The following is a 21,297-nucleotide window of genomic DNA, read 5'->3' on the forward strand; positions in this document are numbered from 1 at the left end:
GGCTGTGGCCGCTGCTGCTGATGCTCATTCAGAGCGCCGTGGTCATTTCGCTGCTGCTCGTCTTCATCGCGTTCTATCTGCTCGCCGACCGCAAGATCTGGGCGGCGGTCCAGCTGCGCCGCGGTCCGAACGTCGTCGGCCCGTTCGGCCTGTTCCAGAGCTTTGCCGACCTGCTGAAATTCGTCTTCAAGGAACCGATCATTCCCTCGGGCGCCAATAAAGGCGTGTTCCTTCTGGCGCCGTTCGTGACGGCGGTGCTGGCGCTCGCCGCCTGGGCGGTCATTCCGTTCCAGGAAGGCTGGGTCATCTCCGACATCAATGTCGGCATTCTCTATATCTTCGCGATCTCCTCGCTCGGCGTGTACGGCATCATCATGGCCGGCTGGTCGTCGAACTCGAAATATCCGTTCCTCGGCGCGCTGCGCTCGGCGGCGCAGATGGTCTCCTACGAAGTCTCGCTCGGCTTCGTCATCATCTGCGTCCTGCTTGTCGTCGGCTCGCTGAACCTCTCGGACATCATCCGGGCGCAGGACACGCCCTATGGCCTGTTCGGCTGGTACTGGCTGCCGCTGTTCCCGATGTTCGTGATCTTCTTCATCTCGGCGCTGGCCGAGACGAACCGTCCGCCTTTCGACCTTCCGGAAGCGGAATCCGAACTCGTCGCCGGTTTCGCTGTCGAATATTCCTCGACGCCGTTCCTGATGTTCTTCCTCGGCGAATACGTGGCCATCATGACCATGTGCTCGCTGACGACGATCCTCTTCCTCGGCGGCTGGCTGTCGCCGATCCCCTTTGCGCCCTTCACTTGGGTGCCGGGCATTGTCTGGTTCGTCCTTAAAGTCTCGTTCGTCTTCTTCATGTTCGCCATGGTGAAGGCCTTCGTGCCCCGCTACCGCTACGACCAGCTGATGCGCCTGGGCTGGAAAGTGTTCCTGCCGATTTCGCTTGTGGCTGTCGTCGTCGTTGCCGGCGTCCTCCACTTCACCGGATGGGGAGCCTGATATGAGACTTGATCAAGCTGCCCGTTCGATCTTCCTGACGGAGTTCGTCTCGGCGTTCTTCCTGTCGATGAAGTATTTCTTCAAGCCGAAGGCGACGCTGAACTATCCGTTCGAAAAGGGCCCGATCTCGCCGCGCTTCCGCGGCGAACATGCGTTGCGCCGCTATCCGAACGGCGAAGAGCGCTGCATCGCCTGCAAGCTCTGCGAAGCCATCTGCCCGGCGCTTGCCATCACCATCGAAGCGGGGCCGCGCCGCAATGACGGCACGCGCCGCACGACGCGCTACGACATCGATATGGTGAAGTGCATTTATTGCGGCTTCTGCCAGGAAGCGTGCCCGGTCGATGCCATCGTCGAGGGACCGAACTTTGAATTCGCGACGGAGACGCGCGAAGAGCTGATGTACGACAAAGATAAATTGCTCGCCAACGGCGACCGCTGGGAACGCGAACTCGCGCGCCGTATCGCGCTCGACGCGCCCTATCGCTGAGGAGCCGACGGATGAGCATCGGAAAGAGCGTCCTTGAAGGGGACGGGGGGATTAGATGAGCCTGGCTTCGGCTTTCTTCTATCTGTTCGCGGCGGTCGTGACGGCTTCGGCCTTCATGGTCATCTCGTCGCGCAATCCCGTGCACTCGGTGCTCTATCTCATCCTCGCTTTCTTCAATGCGGCGGGGCTGTTCCTTCTGATGGGCGCCGAGTTCCTGGCGATGATCCTCGTCGTCGTCTACGTCGGCGCCGTTGCCGTGCTGTTCCTCTTCGTCGTCATGATGCTCGACGTCGATTTCGCCGAACTGCGCGAAGGCTTCCTGCAATATGTGCCGGTGGGCGGACTTGTCGGCTTCATTGTCCTGATCGAGCTGGTCATGGTCGTCGGCGGCTGGGCCGCGTCCAGCGAAGCGCCGCGTCTTGCCGCCGAAAAGGCGCCGCAGGGCATCACCAATACCGAAGCGCTCGGCCGCGTCCTCTACACGGACTACATCTTCTTCTTCCAGGCCTCGGGCCTCATCCTTCTCGTTGCGATGATCGGCGCCATCGTGCTGACGCTGCGCCACAAGGAAGGCGTCAAGCGCCAGAACATCGCCGACCAGGTTGCGCGCAACAAGGCCGTGGGCCTCGAAGTCCGCAAGGTCAAATCGGGGCAGGGGATCTGATATGGAAGTCGGCCTCGGACATTATCTCACCGTTGCGGCGATCCTGTTTACGATCGGCGTGTTCGGCATCTTCCTGAACCGCAAGAACGTCATCGTCATCCTGATGTCGGTCGAGCTGATCCTGCTCGCCGTGAACATCAATTTCGTGGCGTTCTCCACCTTCTCCGGCGATCTCGTCGGTCAAGTCTTCGCGCTTTTGGTGCTGACGGTCGCAGCGGCGGAAGCTGCCATCGGCCTTGCCATTCTCGTCGTCTTCTTCCGCAACCGCGGCTCCATCGCGGTTGAGGACATCAACATGATGAAGGGCTGAAGCTCGCTATGTATTACGCGATCGTCTTCCTGCCTCTGCTCGGCGCCATCATCGGCGGCGCGGTCACTCTGTTCGGCGGCTTCCGCACGCGCCGGGCCGAGCTTATCGCCATGGGCGGCGGGCAAGGCCACGACCATCATCACGGCCATGACGACCATCATGCCCATGCAAAGCATGACCACGGTCATGACGACCATCATGATCACGACGATCATCACGGCCCGGATTATCCGATTGCGCCCGGCGCGCGTTTCGTCGAACTCGTGACGACCGGCTTTCTGATCCTCGCCGCCATTCTGTCCTGGGTCGCCTTCTTCCAGCATGGCGTTGGCCATGAAGAAGCAAGCCGTATTCAGGTTCTGCGCTGGATGACCTCGGGCGCGCTTGAAGTCGATTGGGCGCTCCGCATCGACACGCTGACCGTCGTCATGCTCGTCGTCGTCAACACGGTGTCGGCGCTCGTTCACTTCTATTCGATCGGCTATATGCACGAAGACGCGCAGCGCCCGCGCTTCTTCACCTATCTGTCGCTCTTCACCTTCGCCATGCTGATGCTGGTGACGTCGGACAATCTCGTTCAGATGTTCTTCGGCTGGGAAGGCGTCGGTCTCGCATCCTATCTTTTGATCGGTTTCTGGTATCACAAGCCCGAAGCCAATGCGGCCGCAATCAAGGCCTTCGTCGTCAACCGCGTCGGCGATTTCGGCTTCGCGCTCGGCATTTTCGGCATCTTCGTTCTCTTCGGGACGATCTCCTTCGACACCATTTTCGCCGATGCGCCGGGCAAGGCCGAAGCCACGATGGGCTTCCTCGGCTGGACCGAAGCGCCCGCCGTCACCGTTCTGTGCCTGCTGCTGTTCATGGGCGCGATGGGTAAGTCGGCGCAGTTCCTGCTGCACACCTGGCTGCCGGACGCCATGGAAGGCCCGACGCCCGTGTCAGCGCTCATTCATGCCGCGACCATGGTCACCGCCGGCGTTTTCATGGTGGCGCGCCTGTCGCCGCTGTTCGAGCTGTCGCACACCGCGCTCGAAGTCGTCATCTTCTTCGGCGCCACCACGGCCTTCTTCGCCGCGACCGTCGGCCTCGTGCAGAACGACATCAAGCGCGTCATCGCCTATTCGACCTGCTCGCAGCTCGGCTACATGTTCGTTGCGCTCGGCGCGGGCGCCTATTCGGCCGGCATCTTCCATCTCTTCACGCACGCCTTCTTCAAGGCGCTGCTGTTCTTGGGCGCGGGCTCGGTCATTCATGCGATGCACCATGAGCAGGACATGCGCCGTATGGGCGGCATCCGCCGTCTTATCCCGCTGACCTATGCGATGATGCTGGTCGGCACCGTCGCGCTGACGGGTCTTGGCATTCCGATGACTATGATCGGCACGGCCGGCTTCTTCTCGAAGGACGCCATCATCGAGGCCGCCTTCGTCACTCATGCCGGCATGGGTATGTATGGCTTCGTGCTCCTCGTGATCGCGGCCGGCTTCACCAGTTTCTATTCATGGCGCCTCATCTTCATGACCTTCCATCAGGCGCCGCGCGCACCGCTGGAAACCATGAAGCATGTGCATGAATCGCCCGCCGTCATGACGATCCCGCTCGTCATTCTCGCGGTCGGCGCTCTCATCGCCGGTGTCGCGTTCTACGAATTCTTCCTCGGCCATCATTACGCCGAGTTCTGGAAGGGCACGCTGGGCGGCGGCGATCATCCGGAAATCATCGAACACATGCATCACGCTCCGTGGTGGGTGAAATGTTCGCCCTTTGTGATGATGGTGCTCGGCTTCTCGGTTTCGTACTATATGTACATCGTCAATCCGCGCGTGCCGGTCGAACTGGCCCGCCGTCACGAGCCGCTGTACCGCTTCCTGCTCAACAAGTGGTATTTCGACGAGCTCTACGATCTCATTTTCGTCCGCCCGGCCAAAAGCCTCGGCCGCTTCCTGTGGAAGACCGGCGACGGCAGGATCATCGACGGCCTCGGCCCGGACGGCGTGTCGGCGCGAGTGGTCGATGTCACGCGCGGCGTCGTGCGCCTGCAGACGGGTTATGTCTATCACTATGCCTTCGCCATGCTGATCGGCGTGGCGGCGCTCTTCACCTGGTTCATGTTCTCAAGCGGGGGAGGGCACTGATATGATTTCGGCTGGCTGGCCTGTTCTCTCTCTGATTACGTTCTTGCCTCTGGTGGGAGCGCTGTTCATTCTCATGGTCGGCGAACGGCCGGCGGAGATTCTCAACGCGCGCTGGATCGCGCTCGGCACGACGGTCTTCACCTTCCTGCTGTCGCTCGTCATCGTCATCGATTTCAACGCCGCGACTGCGGATTTCCAGTTCGTCGAGAAGATGCCGTGGCTCGGCGGCAAGATTAACTATCATATGGGCGTCGACGGCATTTCCATGCCGTTCGTCATCCTCACGACCTTCCTGATGCCGTTCTGCATTCTTGCGAGCTGGGTGTCGGTCGAAAAGCGCGTGAAGGAATATATGATCGCCTTCCTCGTGCTGGAGACGCTGATGGTCGGCGTGTTCTGCGCGCTCGATCTCGTTCTCTTCTACCTGTTCTTCGAAGCGGGCCTCATTCCGATGTTCCTCATCATCGGTATCTGGGGCGGCGTCCGGCGCGTCTATGCCAGCTTCAAATTCTTCCTCTATACGCTGCTCGGCTCGGTGCTGATGCTGCTCGCCATCATGGCCATGTACTGGCAGGCGGGCACGACCGACATCCCGACTTTGATGGCCTATGACTTCCCGGCCAATATGCAGACTTGGCTGTGGCTCGCTTTCTTCGCCTCGTTTGCCGTGAAGATGCCGATGTGGCCGGTCCATACCTGGCTGCCGGACGCGCATGTCGAAGCGCCGACGGCGGGCTCGGTGATCCTGGCCGCCATCCTCCTGAAGATGGGCGGCTACGGTTTCCTGCGCTTCTCTCTGCCGATGTTCCCCGATGCGTCGCTGTTCTTCCAGCCGCTGGTGTTCACGCTGTCGGTCATCGCCATCGTCTACACCTCGCTCGTCGCGCTGATGCAGGAAGACATCAAAAAGCTGATCGCCTATTCGTCCGTCGCCCATATGGGCTTTGTGACCATGGGCATCTTCACGCTGAACCGGCAGGGCATTGACGGCGCGGTCTTCCAGATGATCTCGCACGGCATTGTTTCCGGCGCGCTCTTCCTGTGCGTCGGTGTCGTCTACGACCGCATGCACACGCGCGAGATCGCCGCCTATGGCGGCATCGTCAACCGTATGCCGGCCTATGCCGCCGTATTCATGGTCTTCACCATGGCCAATGTCGGCCTGCCGGGCACGTCGGGTTTTGTCGGCGAATTCCTGTCGCTCGCGGGCGCCTTCCAGGCCAATACATGGGTGGCTTTCTTCGCAACGACCGGCGTCATCCTGTCGGCGGGTTACGCGCTCTGGCTCTACCGCAAGGTCGTCATGGGCGAACTGACCAAGCCCAGCCTGAAATTCCTCGAGGATCTTTCGCCGCGCGAAGTTCTGCTTCTCGCACCGCTCGTCATCCTGACCATCTTCTTCGGCGTGTGGCCGGAGCCGATTTTCCACGTGACGACGGCCAGCATCGAAAACCTGATTTCCACCTCGGTGTCGACGGCGGCTTCGCTGCTCGATCCCTCCGCGCTCGCGGCGCGCTGAAACGGACCAGACCATGACCGGCTTCGACCTTGCCGCTTTATCGCCCGCACTGCCGGAAATCGTCCTGGCGGCCGGCGCGCTTGTTCTCGTCCTTCTGGGCGCGATCCGCGGCGACAAGTCGGAAGGCATGGTCAACGGTCTGTCGCTGGCGCTTCTTCTGGGTGCCGCCGTCATCGTCGCGTTCGAGCCGGCAACGCCCGCGACCGCCTTCAACGGCAGCTTTGTGTGGGACGGCTTTGCGAAGTTCCTGAAGCTCGTGACGCTTGGCGGCGCGATCGTCGCGCTGCTCATGAGCCTGCATTACTGGCGGCATGAGAAGGTGCAGCGCTTCGAGTTCGGCATTCTCATCGTGCTGGCGACGACCGGCATGATGATCATGATTTCGGCGAACGATCTGATTGCGCTTTATCTCGGCTTCGAACTGCAGTCGCTGGCGCTATATGTCATCGCCGCGATCCACCGCGACAATCTGAAGTCCACGGAAGCGGGCCTCAAATATTTTGTTCTCGGTGCGCTGTCCTCGGGCATGCTGCTCTATGGCTGCTCGCTCGTATACGGCTATGCCGGCACGGTCTCGTTTGCGGGCATCGCCCAGTCCGTCACCGCAGGCGCCCATCCGTCGATCGGCCTGATCTTCGGCCTCGTCTTCGTCTTTGCCGGCCTTGCCTTCAAAGTCTCGGCCGTGCCGTTCCATATGTGGACGCCTGACGTCTATGAAGGCGCGCCGACGCCGGTCACGGCCTTCTTTGCAGCAGCCCCGAAAGCCGCCGCCATGGCGATCTTCGTGCGCGTTGCCATCGATGCGTTCCCGCACATCGCCGATCAGTGGCGCCAGATCGTCGTTTTCATCTCGCTCGCCTCGATGCTGCTCGGCTCGTTCGCCGCCATCGGCCAGCGCAATATCAAGCGCCTGATGGCGTATTCGTCGATCGGCAATGTCGGCTACATCCTGATCGGCCTTGCCGCCGGAACGCCCGACGGCATTCAGGGCGTGCTCATCTATCTTCTGGTCTATGTTGTCATGACGCTCGGCACGTTTGCCGTCATTCTCGGCATGCGCCACAAAAACGGCCTTGTCGAAAACGTCGACGATCTTGCGGGCCTTGCGCGCACGAACCCGATGATGGGCTTCGTCATGGCGATGATGATGTTCTCGCTCGCCGGCATTCCGCCGCTCGCCGGCTTCTTCGCGAAATTCTACGTCTTCCTCGCCGCCATCGAGGCGCAGCTTTATTGGCTCGCCGTCATCGGTGTCGTCGCCAGCGTCATCGGCGCCTTCTACTATCTGCGCATCGTCAAGATCATCTATTTCGACGAGCCGACGGCGACGTTCGAAAAGCTGCCGCTTGAGCTCAAAGCCGTGATCGGCTTCAGCGGCGTCTTCGTCCTGTTCTACTTCCTGTTCCCTGCGCCGCTCGTCGCTGCGGCGTCCGCTGCCGCGAGCAGTCTCTTCTGATGGGATTTGAGCTCGGGCCGGTAGCCGCCGCGGCTGGCTATCAGCTCCTTGCCTTCGAGAAGGCCGGCTCGACCAATGCTGAGGCGCTGAACCGTGCGCGCCTCGGGATCGAAGGCCCGCTCTGGATCACCGCACGCGAGCAGAGTGCGGGACGCGGCCGCAGGGGCCGCACCTGGGAAACACCGACCGGAAATCTCGCGGCAAGCCTTCTTCTGACCCTCAATGCGACGAGGCCGCAGGCCGCAACGCTCGGCTTTGTCGCCGGGCTCGCGCTCAATGAGGCCGTCTCGGCGGTTGCGCCCGGCATTGCCGTGCGGGTCGGGGTCGATGGGCTCGACGAGCCGCGAACGCGCCTGACGCTCAAATGGCCCAATGACGTTCTGGCCGATGGTGCAAAACTCGCTGGCATCCTGCTCGAGGTCGAACCGTCGGGCGACAGGCTCGCCGTCGTCATTGGCCTCGGCGTCAATGTCGCCGCGGCTCCTGCGGGCCTGCCTTATCCGGCAACAGCCCTCAACGAGCTCGGCAGTTTTGTCACCGCCGAAGGTCTGTTTACGGCACTGACCGACGCCTGGGTGCGTTTCCATCTCATCTGGGACGGGGGGCGGGGTCTTGCCGAGATCCGCCGGCTCTGGCTGGCCCAGGCAGCGGGGCTCGGAGCCCCGGTCGCTGTGAGGATTGGCGATAGCGTGCTACGCGGTAAGTTCGAAACACTGGACGAGGAAGGCCGCCTTATCGTCCTGACGGATGATGGAGAGCGCCGCGCCGTGACGGCGGGCGAGGTCCATTTCGGTGCGGCTGCGAGCCTTGCTTCATGAGTACTGATCAAACCCACGAACTCGTCTTTCTGCCGCTCGGCGGCGTCGGCGAGATCGGCATGAATATGAGCCTTTACGGCTATGGTCCGCCGCGCCAGCGCAAATGGATCATGGTCGATTGCGGCGTGACCTTCGGCCATGCGTCCGAGACGCCAGGCGTCGATCTCATTTTGCCTGATATCCGTTTTGCCGAGGCCGAGAAGCACAACATCCTCGCTCTGCTTCTGACCCACGGCCATGAAGACCATATCGGCGCCGTGCTCGATCTGTGGCCGCGCCTGAATATCCCGGTCGTCGCAACGCCGTTCACGGCGGGCCTCCTGGCGGCCAAGCGCGAAGGCGAACGCAACGCGCCGAACGTGCCGGTCCAAGTCGTCGCGCCCCATGGCAAAGTGGCGTTCGGCCCGTTCAGCGTTGAATTCGTCCCCGTCGCTCATTCCATTCCTGAAGCGAATGCTTTGGCGATCCGCACGCCGGCGGGCCTTGTCGTCCATACGGGCGACTGGAAACTGGACAAGAAATCGACGACGTCGGGCGTCACCGATGAAGCGCGATTCCGCGCGCTGGGCGAGGAGGGGGTTCTCGCCGTCATCGGCGATTCCACCAATGCCGTCCGCGACGGACACTCGGCCTCCGAACTCGACGTGTCGCAGACCATGGTGGATCTGATCAAGACGGCGCCGGCGCGCGTTGCGGTCACGACCTTCGCCTCGCACATTCCGCGCATCCGCACCGTTGCGGATGCCGCTCTTGCTGTCGGACGCGAGATTGTCGTCGTCGGCCGCGCCATGGAGCGCACGGTACAGGTCGCGCGCGAAACGGGCTTTCTCGACGGCGTGCCGGAATTTCGTTCGACGGACGTGTTCGGCTTTCTGCCGCCGGAAAATGCGCTGCTTCTGCTTACCGGCAGCCAGGGCGAACCGCGCGCCGCCTTGGCACGCATTGCAACCGACGATCATCCGGAAATCAGCCTCTCCAAGGGCGATCGCGTCATCTTTTCCTCGCGCACCATTCCCGGCAATGAGCGCGAGGTGAACCGCATCATCAATAATCTGATCGATCGCGGCATCGAAGTCGTCACCGACCGCGACCGCATGGTCCATGTCTCCGGCCATCCGCGCCGCGGCGAGATGGAAGAGTTGTATTCCTGGCTGAAGCCGAAGCTCATCGTGCCGGTGCATGGCGAGCCGCTGCATCTGTTCGAGCATGAGAAGCTGGCGAAAAAGCTCGGCATTGCCTGCGGCAATGTCCGTAACGGCCAGATGCTGCGCCTTTCGCCCGGTAAGGCAGAGATTATCGACGAGACGCTGTCGGGACGCCTTTACAAGGACGGCGATCTTCTCATCACCAATGACGAGCCGGTGCGCGAACGGCGCCGTCTCGCCTTTGCCGGCGTCGTGTCGGTCGCGGTTGCGCTCGACAATCGCGGCGAAATCGCCAGCGATGCCGAAATCCAGATTTCGGGCCTGCCGGACAAGGACGCCGAGGGCGACACCTTCGCCGACATCGTCCATGACGCCGTGCTCGATGCGCTGGAAAACCTGCCGCGCAATAAAAGGCGCGACCCCGATTTCGTCTCCGATGCGCTGCGCCGCGCCGTCCGGGCCGAGATCAATGCCAGCTGGGGCAAGAAGCCCCTCGTTCAGGTCATGGTCGTGGTCGTCTGATGTCCACCGGCAGCGCGATCGCCATCTATTTCGTCATCTGGTGGATCGGCCTGTTTGCCGTTCTGCCCTGGGGCATCCGCTCCCAGATCGAGGAGGGCGATGTGGTGAAGGGGTCCGATCCCGGCGCCCCGGCCAGACCCCGGCTTTTGCGGATCGTGATCGTCAACACGATCTTCGCCAGCCTGATCTTCGCGGCCTATTACGTGGTCTGGACGAAGGGGCTCATCTCGCTCGACGACATACCCTTCCTGCCGGGCCCTAAGCCTAAGCTTTAAAACAAAAAAGCAAGGCTTTCGCCTTGCTCTTTTTTTAGTGCTGGCCGGGCTCGATTTGGGTCGAGATGCGGGATCGACCTTTTTTCGTGGAGGCCGCGTGCGGGGCGGCAACCAAGGAGCCTCTTTCCTCCCAAGACTTGAACCCGTTCGCGCCTAAAAGCGTGTCAGGCCTCTTACTTGTGAGGGGATGCTAGCCACGTTCCAAGCCCTTGTCACTACTCGCAATAGGCCCCTGTGAAACTTTTTTTCTAAATTGCCCACCGCTTTGGCGTGTGCCCAAATTGTATGCAAAACACAAGTTTTATCAAGGTCTTAAGGAAGGAGTAGCAGTTTTGCGTACGTAATTGCGCTCAGCGGGGACCTGCAAATGACCGAGGCGGCATATCAGGATCAGAGAGCCTATCCGCGCCGTGCAATGGCGCGCCGGGCAGCCATTCTTCTGTCGCAGACACAGGAGGTGGAGTGCACGATCCGCAACCTGTCGCGCAACGGCGCCATGATCGAACTCGATACCGCAATCGAGCTGCCCAAGCGCTTCGTGCTCGACCTGTCGGGCAATATCGTCGTCCGCCGCCTCTGCGATCTCGTCTGGCAGGATGGGACGACCCTCGGTGTCCACTTCGCAGTTCTGCGCGGCGTCAAAAGCGTCCAGTTCAACCTCGACTGACACACCAAAGTCGAAGACGCGACGCGAAAGCGCCGCTGCGGGACATTACTTTCCTTCGCTAAGATCAAACCGCCGTGGAGCTTTGCTCTGCGGCCTTGTGTTTTGAGGGGGGTTCGGCTTTCGTCTGCCGCACTTCTTCTCAGCCGGGCCCGTCATGCGTCTTTCCCGCTATTTCCTCCCCATCCTCCGCGAAACGCCGAAGGAAGCCGAGATCGTTTCGCATCGGCTGATGCTGCGCGCCGGCATGCTGCGCCAGGAATCGTCCGGCATCTATGCCTGGCTGCCGCTCGGCAAGCGCGTGCTCGACAAAGTCTGCGCCGTCGTCCGCGAGGAACAGGACCGCGCCGGCGCAATAGAATGTTTGATGCCGACAATTCAGTCAGCGGAGCTGTGGCGCGAATCGGGACGATACGACGACTATGGCAAGGAGATGCTGCGCATCAAGGACCGGCACGAGCGGGATATGCTCTTTGGTCCGACCAATGAGGAAATGATCACGGAGATCTTCCGCGGCTATGTGCGTTCCTACCGCGATCTGCCTCTCAACCTTTACCACATCCAGTGGAAGTTCCGCGACGAAGTGCGCCCGCGCTTCGGTGTCATGCGCTCGCGCGAGTTCCTGATGAAAGACGCCTATTCCTTCGACATCGATCAGGACGGGGCACGGCACTCCTATAACAAGATGTTTGTTGCGTATTTACGCACCTTTGCGCGGCTCGGCCTGCGCGCCATTCCGATGGTTGCCGATACCGGCCCGATCGGCGGCAATCTCAGCCACGAATTCATCATCCTTGCCGATACCGGCGAGAGCGAAGTGTTCGGCCATTCCGATTATCTCGAAAAAGACATTCCGGGCGAGAACGCGCCGTTCGACGACCGCGCCAAACTGCAATCGATTGTCGACCACTGGACGAGCCTTTATGCGGCGACGTCCGAAAAGCACGATCAGGCGGAATTTTCCAAAGTGCCGGAGAAGAACCGTCTCTCCGCGCGCGGTATCGAAGTCGGCCATATTTTCTACTTCGGCACCAAATATTCCGAGCCGATGAAGGCCGTCGTCGCAGGTCCCGACGGCAAGGAATTGCCGGTGCATATGGGCTCTTACGGGATCGGTCCCTCGCGTCTTGTCGCGGCGATCATCGAAGCGAGCCATGACGAGAACGGCATCATCTGGCCGGAAGACGTTGCGCCGTTCCGCGTCGGCCTTGCCAATCTGAAAGTCGGCGATGCGGTCGTCGATGCGGCCTGCGAGACGCTCTATCAGGGTCTCGGCAAAGCCGGGATCGATGTTCTCTACGATGACCGCGATGAGCGGCCGGGCGCGAAATTTGCGACCATGGATCTCATCGGTCTGCCCTGGCAGCTCGTTGTCGGGCCGAAGGGCCTCGCCTCCGGCGAAGTCGAACTCAAACACCGCAAGACGGGTGAGAAGCACACGCTCTCGCCCGAATCGGCGCTCGCGCGGCTGACGGGATGACCGAGACTTCGGCCGACGACACCAAACCGCCGCGCCGCACAGCGCCTTTCGCGCCGTTCGAATGGCTGATCGCCGGCCGCTTCCTGCGCGCCCGCCGCCGCGAAGGCTTTATTTCGCTGAACGCCATTCTGTCCTTCCTCGGCGTTTTGCTCGGTGTCGCCGTGCTCATCATCGTCATGGCGGTGATGAACGGTTTCCGTCAGGAACTCCTGACCAAAATCCTCGGCGTCAACGGCCATATCATCGTCCAGCCCGTCGGCTCGGACCTCACGGACTACGAAGCGGTCGCCGAGCGCATTTCGAAAGTGAAGGGTGTGCGGCTCGCCGCGCCACTCGTCGAGGGCCAGGCGCTCGCATCCTCGTCCTTCAACGCCGGCGGCGTTCTCGTCCGCGGCATGCGCGAAGCCGATATCAAGAAATCGGGCCTTGTCGGCACAAGCGTCCAGGAAGGCACGCTTGAGGGTTTCGATCAGGATCCGAAGCCGGGCGTCGTCATTGGACGCCGCCTCGCCGAACAGCTCGGCCTTCGCGTCGGCGATATTCTGACGCTCGTCTCGCCGCGCGGCGCAGTGACGCCGATGGGCACGACACCGCGCATCAAAGGCTATCCGGTCAAAGCGATTTTCGAAGTCGGCATGTCGGAATACGACGCCGTCTTTGTCTATCTGCCGCTCAACGAAGCGCAGGCCTATTTCAACCGCGACGGCAATGTCAGCGCCATCGAGGTTTTCGTCAACGATCCCGACAACACGGACGCGCTGCGCCCACCGGTGTCCGAAGCGGCGGCGCGCCAGGTTATCCTCGTCGACTGGAAGCAGCGCAACGTGACCTTCTTCTCGGCGCTCGAAGTCGAGCGCAATGTGATGTTCCTTATTTTGACGCTCGTCATTCTCGTCGCCGCGCTCAACATCATCTCCACGCTGATCATGATGGTGAAGGAGAAGGGGCAAGCCGTCGCGATCCTGCGGACAATCGGCGCAACGCGCGGCTCGATCATGCGCATCTTCGTCATCATCGGCGCCTCGATCGGATTTCTCGGCACGCTCGTCGGTGTTCTGCTCGGACTGCTCGTCTGCCGCTATGTCGAGGAAATCCGCCAGTTCATCGCCTGGGTCACCAACACGACGATATTCTCGCCCGAGCTCTATTTCCTGAGCCGCCTGCCGGCCATTGTCGATTGGAGCGAGACAAGCGCCGTCATCGTCATGGCGCTGGTTCTGTCCCTGATCGCGACCATCTATCCGGCCTGGCGCGCCTCGCGTCTCGATCCGGTCGAAGCCCTGAGGTATGAGTGATGGAAATCCTCCGCCTCGAAGCCATCCATCGTACCTACCGGCAGGGAGAGGCCGCGCTCGACGTTCTGCGCGGCGCCGAATTTGCGCTGATGCCGGGTGAAGCGGTGGCGCTCGTCGCGCCCTCCGGCGCCGGCAAATCGACCTTGCTGCATATTGCCGGGCTGCTCGAGCGGCCGGATGCCGGCGAAGTCATCGTGGCGGGCAGGGGCACCTCGACTTTGTCCGACACCGAGCGCACGCGCCTGCGCCGCGACGAGATCGGCTTCGTCTACCAGTTCCATCATCTCCTATCGGAGTTCTCGGCCGTCGAGAACGTCATGCTGCCCCAGCTCATCGCCGGGCTCGACAAGAGCGAGGCGAAGAAAAGAGCGGAACAGCTTTTGACCTGGCTCGGCCTTCCGGACCGCGGCACCCATCGCCCGACCGAGCTTTCCGGCGGCGAGCAGCAGCGTGTCGCCATTGCCCGCGCCGTCGCCAATGCGCCGCGCATCCTGTTTGCCGACGAGCCGACCGGCAATCTCGACATCGTCACCTCCGAACAGGTGTTCGAGGCGCTGTTCAAGCTGATCAAGGCGACCGGGCTCGCGGCGCTCGTTGCGACCCACAATCTTGAACTCGCCGCCCAAATGGACCGCCGGATCACTTTGCGCGATGGAATGATCGTCGAGGTCTGACGCACTCATAGATTGCATCCTCATCGACTGTGCGCTTGAATTGTGCACGAAGGGGAGATGCAAAAATGAAAATATCCATCGCTGTCGTCGCGCTTGTTATGAGCCTCGCAGGGGGCGCGGCGGCGCAGGAGGCGCCCGCGCCGCCCAATCTCGGACCGCCGGCCGAGCCGTCCGTGGCGCCGACGGCCGATCCATCCATCCCTCCAATGCTGCCTGCCGCAAAGAAGATTGATGTCGAGGCGTGCCCGGAGAAGGGCACCGAGCGCGGCTGTATCCTGATCCGGTATGGCGAAGAAACCTATGACGTCACAGGCACCAATCCGCCGGTGCCGTTGAACGGCAAAGGCGTGAGGCTGCGTGGTGATGTCGATCCAGGCGCAATGGGCTTCTGCTTCGCGACGGGCCTCAAGAACATCACCTGGGAGCAGACCATCCTTCAATGCCCGAACGTTTCGGGCACGGAAGTCGCGCCTCCACAGAATTTGCAAGTTAAATAAATGACTTAGAAGAAAATTGAGGAACCACTTGACATTTTCTACGGAAAAGAACAAAACATGAACATGTAGTTCAGAGTGGAAAACAGGGGGCGCGTATGGCCATCCAGAGGTTCAGCCGGTTTCTTGAGAGCGTCGCCGAGTTCGGTTCGGTCGCAGTCTTCATTGCCATGGTCCTGATGTGGGCCGATGTGCTGCCGGTGATCTGATCCCGCCGCCAGCCTTAAGAGGGGTTCCGGGTGAGCGGCGTCGGTTTTGTCCATCTTCACGTCCACTCGGCGTTCTCGCTGCTTGAAGGGGCGCTGCCCATCAAAAAGCTCGCCGATCTGGCGAAGGCCGATAAACAGCCGGCTTTGGCGCTGACCGATACGTCCAATCTCTTCGGCGCTCTCGAATTCTCCGAAAAATTTGCCGAGAGCGGTCTGCAGCCGATTGCCGGTGCAACGATTGCGGTGGATTTCGCCGACCGCGAGGCGGCGCCGGGCGCCCGTCCGGGCGCCGCGCAGAGGCCGCGCCTTGTTCTCCTCGCGCGCTCGGAGGAGGGCTACACAAACCTCCTCGCACTGACGAGCGCGGGCTTTCTCGAAACCGATCCCGCCGATCCTTACGTTTCGACCGAGCGCCTCACGAAGAACAGCGCGGGCCTCATCTGCCTGAGCGGCGGACCCGGCGGCCCGCTCAATCTCGCGATTGCCGAAGGGCGCGATGATCTCGCCGCAAGCCGGCTTGCGCGGCTGAAGGAGATTTTCGGCGACCGGCTGTATGTCGAACTGCAGCGCCACGGTCTTGAATCCGAAACCTTCGCCGAACGGCGGCTGATCGCGCTGGCCTATGCGCAGGCTCTGCCGCTGGTTGCCACCAATGAATGCTATTTTGCGACCGTTGCCGATTACGAGGCGCATGATGCGCTGCTCGCGATCGCGGAGGGACGTCTCGTCTCCGACAGCGGCCGCAGGCAGGTGACGCCCGAGCACCGCTTCAAGACGCGCGCCGAGATGATGGCGCTGTTTGCCGATCTGCCTGAAGCGCTGCAAAGCACGGTCGAGATCGCCAAACGCTGTGCCTATCGTCCGCGCGCGACCAAACCGATCCTGCCGCGCTTCACGCGCGACGGCGACGAGGCGGCCGAATTGCGCCGTCAGGCGCGCGCGGGCCTCGACGAGCGCCTGAAAGTGCATGGCCGCGCACCCGGCATCGGCGAGGAAGAATATTCCGCCCGTCTCGATTTCGAGATCAACGTCATCGAGGGGATGAAATTCCCCGGCTATTTCCTGATCGTCGCCGACTTCATCAAATGGGCCAAAGCGCAGGGCATTCCGGTGGGACCGGGCCGTGGTTCGGGCGCGGGCTCGCTCGTTGCGTGGGCGCTGACAATCACCGATCTCGATCCGATCCGCTTCGGCCTTCTGTTCGAGCGCTTTCTCAATCCCGACCGCGTCTCGATGCCGGACTTCGACATCGACTTCTGCCAGGACCGCCGTGGCGAAGTCATCAATTACGTGCAGCAGAAATACGGCCAGGACCACGTCGCCCAGATCATTACGTTCGGTACGCTGCAGGCGCGCGGCGTCATGCGCGATGTCGGCCGCGTCCTCGAAATGCCGTATGGACAGGTCGACAAGCTCTGCAAGCTCGTGCCGCAGAATCCGGCCAACCCCGTCACGCTCGCGCAGGCGATCAAGGACGAGCCGCGTTTCGAAGCCGAACGCGAGACGGACCCGCGCGTCGGCCGGCTGCTCGATATCGCGCTGAAGCTGGAAGGGCTCAACCGCCACGCCTCGACGCACGCCGCCGGCATCGTCATTGGCAACAGGCCGCTCGCCGAATTTACGCCGCTCTACCGCGATCCGCGGTCCGACATGCCCGTCACCCAGTTCAATATGAAATGGGTCGAGCAGGCAGGTCTTGTGAAGTTCGACTTCCTCGGTCTGAAAACGCTGACAACGATTGAGAAGACGGTCGCGCTGCTGAAAGACCGCGACATCGATGTCGATATTTCGACAATCCCGATCGACGACGCGGAAGCCTATGCGCTGATGGCCCGCGGCGAGACCGTCGGCGTGTTCCAGGTGGAAAGCGCGGGCATGCGGCGCGCGCTGCTCGATATGCGGCCCGACCGTTTTGAAGACATCGTTGCGCTTGTGGCGCTCTACCGCCCGGGCCCGATGGCGAACATCCCGACCTATTGCGCGCGCAAACAGGGGCGCGAACAGCCCGATTATCCGCACCCGAAAATCGAAGACATCCTGAAAGAGACCTACGGCGTCATCATCTATCAGGAACAGGTGATGCAGATCGCGCAGGTGCTCGCCGGCTATTCGCTCGGCCAGGCCGATCTCCTGCGCCGTGCCATGGGTAAGAAAATCCGCAAGGAGATGGATGCGCAGCGCGGCGTCTTCGTGAAGGGCGCGACCGAGCGTGAAGTGAAAAAGGGCGAAGCGGATGCGATCTTCGACCTTCTGCAGAAATTCGCCGATTACGGCTTCAACAAAAGCCATGCGGCGGCCTACGCGCTCGTCTCCTATCAAACCGCTTATCTGAAGGCGAAATACCCGGTCGAGTTCATGGCCGCCTCGATGACGCTCGATATGGGCTCGACCGATAAGCTCGCTGAATTCCGCACCGAGGCGCAGCGTCTGGGCATTGAGGTCCAGCCGCCCAATGTAAATACATCAGGCGTCGAGTTCGGCGTCCACAAGGGCGCGATCCGCTATGCGCTTGCCGCCGTCAAAGGCGTCGGTGCGCAGGCGGCTGCAGCGATCGTTGCGGCGCGCGGCGAAAAGCCGTTCGCCGATCTCGGCGATTTTGCGCGGCGCCTTGATCCCAAACAGGTCAACAAGCGCACGCTGGAAAGCCTGGCCCAAGCCGGTGCGTTCGACGATCTCGAAAAGAACCGCGCCGCCGTTGTGGCGGCGATGGAGGAAGTCGTCGCTGTTGCCGGCCGAACGCAGGAAGATGCCGCGCGCGGGCAGGGCGGTCTCTTCGGCAATGCCGCACCCGAGCCGATCCGCGCCCGCAATGTGCAGCCCTGGCTGCCGGGAGAACGTCTGACGCGCGAATATGAAGCGATCGGCTTCTTCCTCACCGGCCATCCGCTCGACAGTTACGGGCCGCTGCTTGGCCGCATGAAGCTGCAGCGCTGGTCGGAGTTTTCGACCGCGGTGCGGCAGGGACAGACGGCTGGAAGGCTCGCGGCGACGGTTCTGTCGCGGCAGGAAAAACGCACCAAATCCGGCAACCGGATGGGTATCATCAAGCTTTCGGATGCGTCGGGTCATTACGAGGCGATCCTCTTCTCCGAAGCGCTCGCCGAATATCGCGATCTTCTCGAGCCGAACACGTCCATCGTCGTGATGCTGCAGGCCTCGGTCGACGGCGAAGAAGTGCGCGCCCGCATCATCTCGGTGCAAAGGCTCGAAGAGGCGGCCGAAAAGCTCAGCCAGAGCATGCAGATTTTCCTGCGCGATCCCGCGCCGGTCGAACACATCGCTAAACAGCTTCAGAAGGGCGAGGGCGATGTCTCCTTCGTTCTGATGACGGAGGCGTCGACCGAAGTGGAAGTGAAGTTGCCGGGCGGTTTCCGCGTCTCGCCGACAATTGCTGCCGCCATCAAGGCGGTGCCGGGGGTGGTCGATGTCGTCAACGGGTGAAGATCGGGCGGCGAAAGGTAGGGAACCCGACGCTCCAGCAGGCTCCGGACCCAAAATCGCCCTCTTTCCTCCTAGGCTGGGAAAAAAATGGGAGGGGGGTTCCATGTCATTCGATCGTGTCCTGCGGGAAGCCGTGCGCGCGCTTCCGGTTCTCATCAATGTGCTGGCCTGGCTCGGGGTCGTCATCATCGCCTATGGCACGGTGGCCGCACTGACCGGGGAGACCTGGCAGCCGCTCGAACGCCATCTCCTGAAAATCGCCGCGACCCTGACCCTGGTCGCGGTCCTTCTGCAGGCGCTCCTGGCCTATCTGCCGGTCCGTCCGTCGGCCTCCGGGGCCGGCGGCCGCTATACGGTGGCGCCGGCCATCATCCTGCTCAGCGTCGGCGGGCTTTTCCTTATCTGGTACAGGGGTTTGCCCGTTCCGGTCGTGCTCGGCCTCGCGGTGCTCGCTCTGGCCTGGTCGCTGTCCAGGGCGGTGCCTGCAGACAGCCTTGCCGAACCCTCGCGCGAACGGCTGCTCTAAGCACCTGTTCTGCCTTGCTTCAGAGGGCGGCTTCCCCTATAAGCCGCCCCATTCCACACGCGGATATTCGCCCTCGGGCGATCCCCGGTGCCTCGTTTTCGACGAGGTTCACATCCGCGGCGGCTAACCGGAGAACAACAGAAAATGGCTCTTCCTGACGTATCTTTGCGCGCGCTCCTCGAAGCGGGCGTGCATTTCGGCCACCAGGCCCATCGCTGGAACCCGAAAATGGCTCAGTACATTTTCGGCACCCGCAACAATATCCACATTCTCGACCTCGCGCAGACCGTGCCGCTTCTGAACCAGGCTCTGGTTCAGATTTCCGACACCGTCGCCAAAGGCGGCCGCGTGCTCTTCGTCGGCACCAAACGCCAGGCGCAGGAACATGTCGCCGATGCCGCCAAGCGCTCGGCGCAGTATTACGTCAATTCCCGCTGGCTCGGCGGCATGCTGACCAACTGGAAGACGATCTCCCATTCGATCGCCCGCCTGCGCAAGCTCGAAGAGCTGCTCTCGGGTACGGATGAGGGCCGCGGTTTCACCAAGAAAGAGCGCCTGACGCTCTCGCGCGAGAAGGACAAGCTCGACCGCGCGCTCGGCGGCATCCGCGATATGGGCGGTCTGCCGGACCTCATCTTCGTGATCGACACCAACAAGGAAGCGATCGCCATCAAGGAAGCCCAGCGTCTGGGCATTCCGGTCGCCGCCATTGTCGACTCGAATTGCGATCCGGATGGCATCACCTATCCGATCCCCGGCAATGACGATGCCGGCCGCGCCATCGTGCTGTTGTGCGATCTCGTTGCCCGCGCAGCGGTCGACGGCATCAGCCGCGCTCAGGGCCGTTCGGGCCAGGATCTCGGCGCCGCGGTCGAGCCGGTTCTGGTCGAAGAACTGCCGGCGGCGACGCCTGCTTCGGGCGATCAGATTTTCGAAAAGCTCGCCGCTCCCCGCGGTGCGCCGGACGATCTGACCAAGCTCACGGGCGTCGGTCCGCAGCTCGAGAAGAAGCTGAACGATTACGGCATCTTCCATTACTGGCAGCTGGCCGCGCTGACCGAAGCGGAAACCGTGACGGTCGAAGCCGATCTCAAGACCGCCGGCAAGGCCGCGGGCTGGGCTTCGCAGGCGCGCGAACTGCTCGCCTGACATCGTATTGACATGCGCGCGGGCGACAAGCCCGCGCGTTTCCAACGAAATTTAAGAGGACGAAATGGCCGAGATTACCGCCGCCATGGTCAAGGAGCTGCGCGAGAAGACTTCCGCCGGCATGATGGACTGCAAACAGGCGCTGCAGGAAACGAACGGCGATATGGAAGCGGCCGTCGATTGGCTGCGCAAAAAGGGCCTGTCGAAGGCGGCCAAGAAGGCCGGCCGCGTGGCGGCCGAGGGCCTTGTTGCGGTCGAAAGCTCGGGCAAGACGGCAGCGGCCGTCGAAGTGAACTCCGAAACCGACTTTGTTGCCCGCAACCCGGATTTCCAGGGCTTTGTGCGCGAGGCGGCGAAGGTCGCGCTCAACACCGACGGTACGCTTGCGGCGCTTGAATCCGCGCATCTGCCGGGCGGCAAGAAGAGCCTGAAAGACACGCTCGCCGAACTCATCGGCACGATCGGCGAGAACATGACGCTACGCCGCGTGCAGAAGCTCACGGTCAATGACGGCGTCATTGCGAGCTATGTGCACAGCGCGACGTCGGAAGGTCTTGGCCGTATCGGCGTGCTCGTGGCGCTCGAATCCAAGGGCGATGTCGACAAGCTCTCGGCGCTCGGCCGCGGCATCGCCATGCATGTCGCAGCGATGAACCCGCTCGCCATCGATCCGGCGGGCATCGACCCGGCGACGATCGAGCGCGAAAAGGCGATCCTTCTGGAGAAGCACCAGGGCAAGCCGGCGAACGTCCAGGAGAAGATCGTCGAATCGGGCCTCAAGAGCTACTACAAGGAAGTGACGCTTCTCGATCAGGCTTACGTCCTGGATAATTCCAAGACCGTCGGCCAGGCGATCAAGGAAGCCGAAGGTTCGGCCGGCGGCCCGATCAAGGTTTCCGCAGTCGTCCGCTACGCGCTGGGCGAGGGCATCGAGAAAGAAGAGAGCGACTTCGCAGCCGAAGTCGCGAAAGCCGCGGGCACCGACAAAGACAAGGGTGCCGAAGGCGTTACGGCCTGATAGCAGGCAGGA

19 protein-coding genes are annotated in these 21,297 nt (G+C 62.0%); all 19 read left to right on the forward strand.

What is annotated here, in order from left to right; all coding sequences use genetic code 11:
- Positions 1-20 precede the first annotated feature (20 nt).
- Positions 21-1,001, forward strand: coding sequence for an NADH-quinone oxidoreductase subunit NuoH (nuoH, locus tag IZ6_RS07455; RefSeq protein ID WP_420825581.1), 981 nt, complete (start codon positions 21-23; stop codon positions 999-1,001).
- A gap of 1 nt (position 1,002) precedes the next feature.
- Positions 1,003-1,491: an NADH-quinone oxidoreductase subunit NuoI gene (gene nuoI / locus IZ6_RS07460; RefSeq protein WP_222877357.1), complete on the forward strand. Its 489-nt coding sequence runs from the start codon at positions 1,003-1,005 to the stop codon at positions 1,489-1,491.
- 55 nt (positions 1,492-1,546) lie between these two features.
- The gene (locus IZ6_RS07465; RefSeq protein WP_222877358.1) at positions 1,547-2,155 is read left to right on the forward strand and encodes an NADH-quinone oxidoreductase subunit J; all 609 of its coding nucleotides are present in this window, start codon (positions 1,547-1,549) and stop codon (positions 2,153-2,155) included.
- A gap of 1 nt (position 2,156) precedes the next feature.
- Positions 2,157-2,465 carry an NADH-quinone oxidoreductase subunit NuoK gene (gene nuoK / locus IZ6_RS07470; RefSeq protein ID WP_222877359.1) on the forward strand — a complete coding sequence of 103 codons (309 nt, stop codon included), beginning with the start codon at positions 2,157-2,159 and terminating at the stop codon, positions 2,463-2,465.
- Between the two features lie 8 nt (positions 2,466-2,473).
- Entirely contained in the window at positions 2,474-4,600 is a 2,127-nt protein-coding gene (gene nuoL, locus IZ6_RS07475; protein WP_222877360.1) for an NADH-quinone oxidoreductase subunit L, read from the forward strand.
- A gap of 1 nt (position 4,601) precedes the next feature.
- The gene (locus tag IZ6_RS07480) at positions 4,602-6,119 is read left to right on the forward strand and encodes an NADH-quinone oxidoreductase subunit M (RefSeq protein WP_222877361.1); all 1,518 of its coding nucleotides are present in this window, start codon (positions 4,602-4,604) and stop codon (positions 6,117-6,119) included.
- Positions 6,120-6,132: 13 nt separating this feature from the next.
- Positions 6,133-7,575 (forward strand): NADH-quinone oxidoreductase subunit NuoN, encoded by a 1,443-nt coding sequence (gene nuoN, locus IZ6_RS07485; protein ID WP_222877362.1) that lies wholly within the window; start codon positions 6,133-6,135, stop codon positions 7,573-7,575.
- The gene (locus tag IZ6_RS07490; RefSeq protein ID WP_222877363.1) at positions 7,575-8,393 is read left to right on the forward strand and encodes a biotin--[acetyl-CoA-carboxylase] ligase; all 819 of its coding nucleotides are present in this window, start codon (positions 7,575-7,577) and stop codon (positions 8,391-8,393) included. The genes nuoN and IZ6_RS07490 overlap by 1 nt, the downstream gene beginning before the upstream one ends.
- The gene (locus IZ6_RS07495; protein ID WP_222877364.1) at positions 8,390-10,060 is read left to right on the forward strand and encodes a ribonuclease J; all 1,671 of its coding nucleotides are present in this window, start codon (positions 8,390-8,392) and stop codon (positions 10,058-10,060) included. The genes IZ6_RS07490 and IZ6_RS07495 overlap by 4 nt, the downstream gene beginning before the upstream one ends.
- Positions 10,060-10,335, forward strand: coding sequence for a DUF1467 family protein (locus IZ6_RS07500; RefSeq protein WP_222877365.1), 276 nt, complete (start codon positions 10,060-10,062; stop codon positions 10,333-10,335). The genes IZ6_RS07495 and IZ6_RS07500 overlap by 1 nt, the downstream gene beginning before the upstream one ends.
- Before the next feature lie 367 nt (positions 10,336-10,702).
- Positions 10,703-11,002 carry a PilZ domain-containing protein gene (locus IZ6_RS07505; RefSeq protein ID WP_222877366.1) on the forward strand — a complete coding sequence of 100 codons (300 nt, stop codon included), beginning with the start codon at positions 10,703-10,705 and terminating at the stop codon, positions 11,000-11,002.
- Positions 11,003-11,156: 154 nt separating this feature from the next.
- A complete protein-coding gene (gene proS, locus IZ6_RS07510) occupies positions 11,157-12,479 on the forward strand; it encodes a proline--tRNA ligase (protein WP_222877367.1) in 1,323 nt (440 codons plus the stop codon).
- Complete coding sequence (locus IZ6_RS07515) at positions 12,476-13,774, forward strand: lipoprotein-releasing ABC transporter permease subunit (RefSeq protein ID WP_222877368.1); 1,299 nt, start codon at positions 12,476-12,478, stop codon at positions 13,772-13,774. The genes proS and IZ6_RS07515 overlap by 4 nt, the downstream gene beginning before the upstream one ends.
- Positions 13,774-14,448, forward strand: coding sequence for an ABC transporter ATP-binding protein (locus tag IZ6_RS07520; protein ID WP_222877369.1), 675 nt, complete (start codon positions 13,774-13,776; stop codon positions 14,446-14,448). The genes IZ6_RS07515 and IZ6_RS07520 overlap by 1 nt, the downstream gene beginning before the upstream one ends.
- 65 nt (positions 14,449-14,513) lie before the next feature.
- On the forward strand, positions 14,514-14,945 hold the full coding sequence (locus tag IZ6_RS07525; RefSeq protein ID WP_222877370.1) for a hypothetical protein: 432 nt from the start codon (positions 14,514-14,516) through the stop codon (positions 14,943-14,945).
- A 236-nt stretch (positions 14,946-15,181) separates the two neighbouring features.
- A complete protein-coding gene (dnaE, locus tag IZ6_RS07530) occupies positions 15,182-18,592 on the forward strand; it encodes a DNA polymerase III subunit alpha (RefSeq protein ID WP_222877371.1) in 3,411 nt (1,136 codons plus the stop codon).
- Positions 18,593-18,695: 103 nt separating this feature from the next.
- Positions 18,696-19,118 (forward strand): hypothetical protein, encoded by a 423-nt coding sequence (locus IZ6_RS07535; protein WP_222877372.1) that lies wholly within the window; start codon positions 18,696-18,698, stop codon positions 19,116-19,118.
- A 144-nt stretch (positions 19,119-19,262) separates the two neighbouring features.
- A complete protein-coding gene (locus IZ6_RS07540; RefSeq protein WP_222877373.1) occupies positions 19,263-20,267 on the forward strand; it encodes a 30S ribosomal protein S2 in 1,005 nt (334 codons plus the stop codon).
- Positions 20,268-20,331: 64 nt separating this feature from the next.
- Positions 20,332-21,285 (forward strand): translation elongation factor Ts, encoded by a 954-nt coding sequence (gene tsf, locus IZ6_RS07545; protein ID WP_222877374.1) that lies wholly within the window; start codon positions 20,332-20,334, stop codon positions 21,283-21,285.
- Positions 21,286-21,297 lie beyond the last annotated feature (12 nt).

This window comes from Terrihabitans soli (assembly GCF_014191545.1).
In the GTDB taxonomy this organism is placed as follows: domain Bacteria; phylum Pseudomonadota; class Alphaproteobacteria; order Rhizobiales; family Methylopilaceae; genus Flaviflagellibacter; species Flaviflagellibacter soli.

Coding starts and splice junctions, on each gene's coding strand:
- nuoH (WP_420825581.1), top strand. CDS start 21: ATGCTCATTCAGAGCGCCGTGGTCATTTCGCTGCTGCTCGTCTTCATC.
- nuoI (WP_222877357.1), top strand. CDS start 1,003: ATGAGACTTGATCAAGCTGCCCGTTCGATCTTCCTGACGGAGTTCGTC.
- IZ6_RS07465 (WP_222877358.1), top strand. CDS start 1,547: ATGAGCCTGGCTTCGGCTTTCTTCTATCTGTTCGCGGCGGTCGTGACG.
- nuoK (WP_222877359.1), top strand. CDS start 2,157: ATGGAAGTCGGCCTCGGACATTATCTCACCGTTGCGGCGATCCTGTTT.
- nuoL (WP_222877360.1), top strand. CDS start 2,474: ATGTATTACGCGATCGTCTTCCTGCCTCTGCTCGGCGCCATCATCGGC.
- IZ6_RS07480 (WP_222877361.1), top strand. CDS start 4,602: ATGATTTCGGCTGGCTGGCCTGTTCTCTCTCTGATTACGTTCTTGCCT.
- nuoN (WP_222877362.1), top strand. CDS start 6,133: ATGACCGGCTTCGACCTTGCCGCTTTATCGCCCGCACTGCCGGAAATC.
- IZ6_RS07490 (WP_222877363.1), top strand. CDS start 7,575: ATGGGATTTGAGCTCGGGCCGGTAGCCGCCGCGGCTGGCTATCAGCTC.
- IZ6_RS07495 (WP_222877364.1), top strand. CDS start 8,390: ATGAGTACTGATCAAACCCACGAACTCGTCTTTCTGCCGCTCGGCGGC.
- IZ6_RS07500 (WP_222877365.1), top strand. CDS start 10,060: ATGTCCACCGGCAGCGCGATCGCCATCTATTTCGTCATCTGGTGGATC.
- IZ6_RS07505 (WP_222877366.1), top strand. CDS start 10,703: ATGACCGAGGCGGCATATCAGGATCAGAGAGCCTATCCGCGCCGTGCA.
- proS (WP_222877367.1), top strand. CDS start 11,157: ATGCGTCTTTCCCGCTATTTCCTCCCCATCCTCCGCGAAACGCCGAAG.
- IZ6_RS07515 (WP_222877368.1), top strand. CDS start 12,476: ATGACCGAGACTTCGGCCGACGACACCAAACCGCCGCGCCGCACAGCG.
- IZ6_RS07520 (WP_222877369.1), top strand. CDS start 13,774: ATGGAAATCCTCCGCCTCGAAGCCATCCATCGTACCTACCGGCAGGGA.
- IZ6_RS07525 (WP_222877370.1), top strand. CDS start 14,514: ATGAAAATATCCATCGCTGTCGTCGCGCTTGTTATGAGCCTCGCAGGG.
- IZ6_RS07535 (WP_222877372.1), top strand. CDS start 18,696: ATGTCATTCGATCGTGTCCTGCGGGAAGCCGTGCGCGCGCTTCCGGTT.
- IZ6_RS07540 (WP_222877373.1), top strand. CDS start 19,263: ATGGCTCTTCCTGACGTATCTTTGCGCGCGCTCCTCGAAGCGGGCGTG.
- tsf (WP_222877374.1), top strand. CDS start 20,332: ATGGCCGAGATTACCGCCGCCATGGTCAAGGAGCTGCGCGAGAAGACT.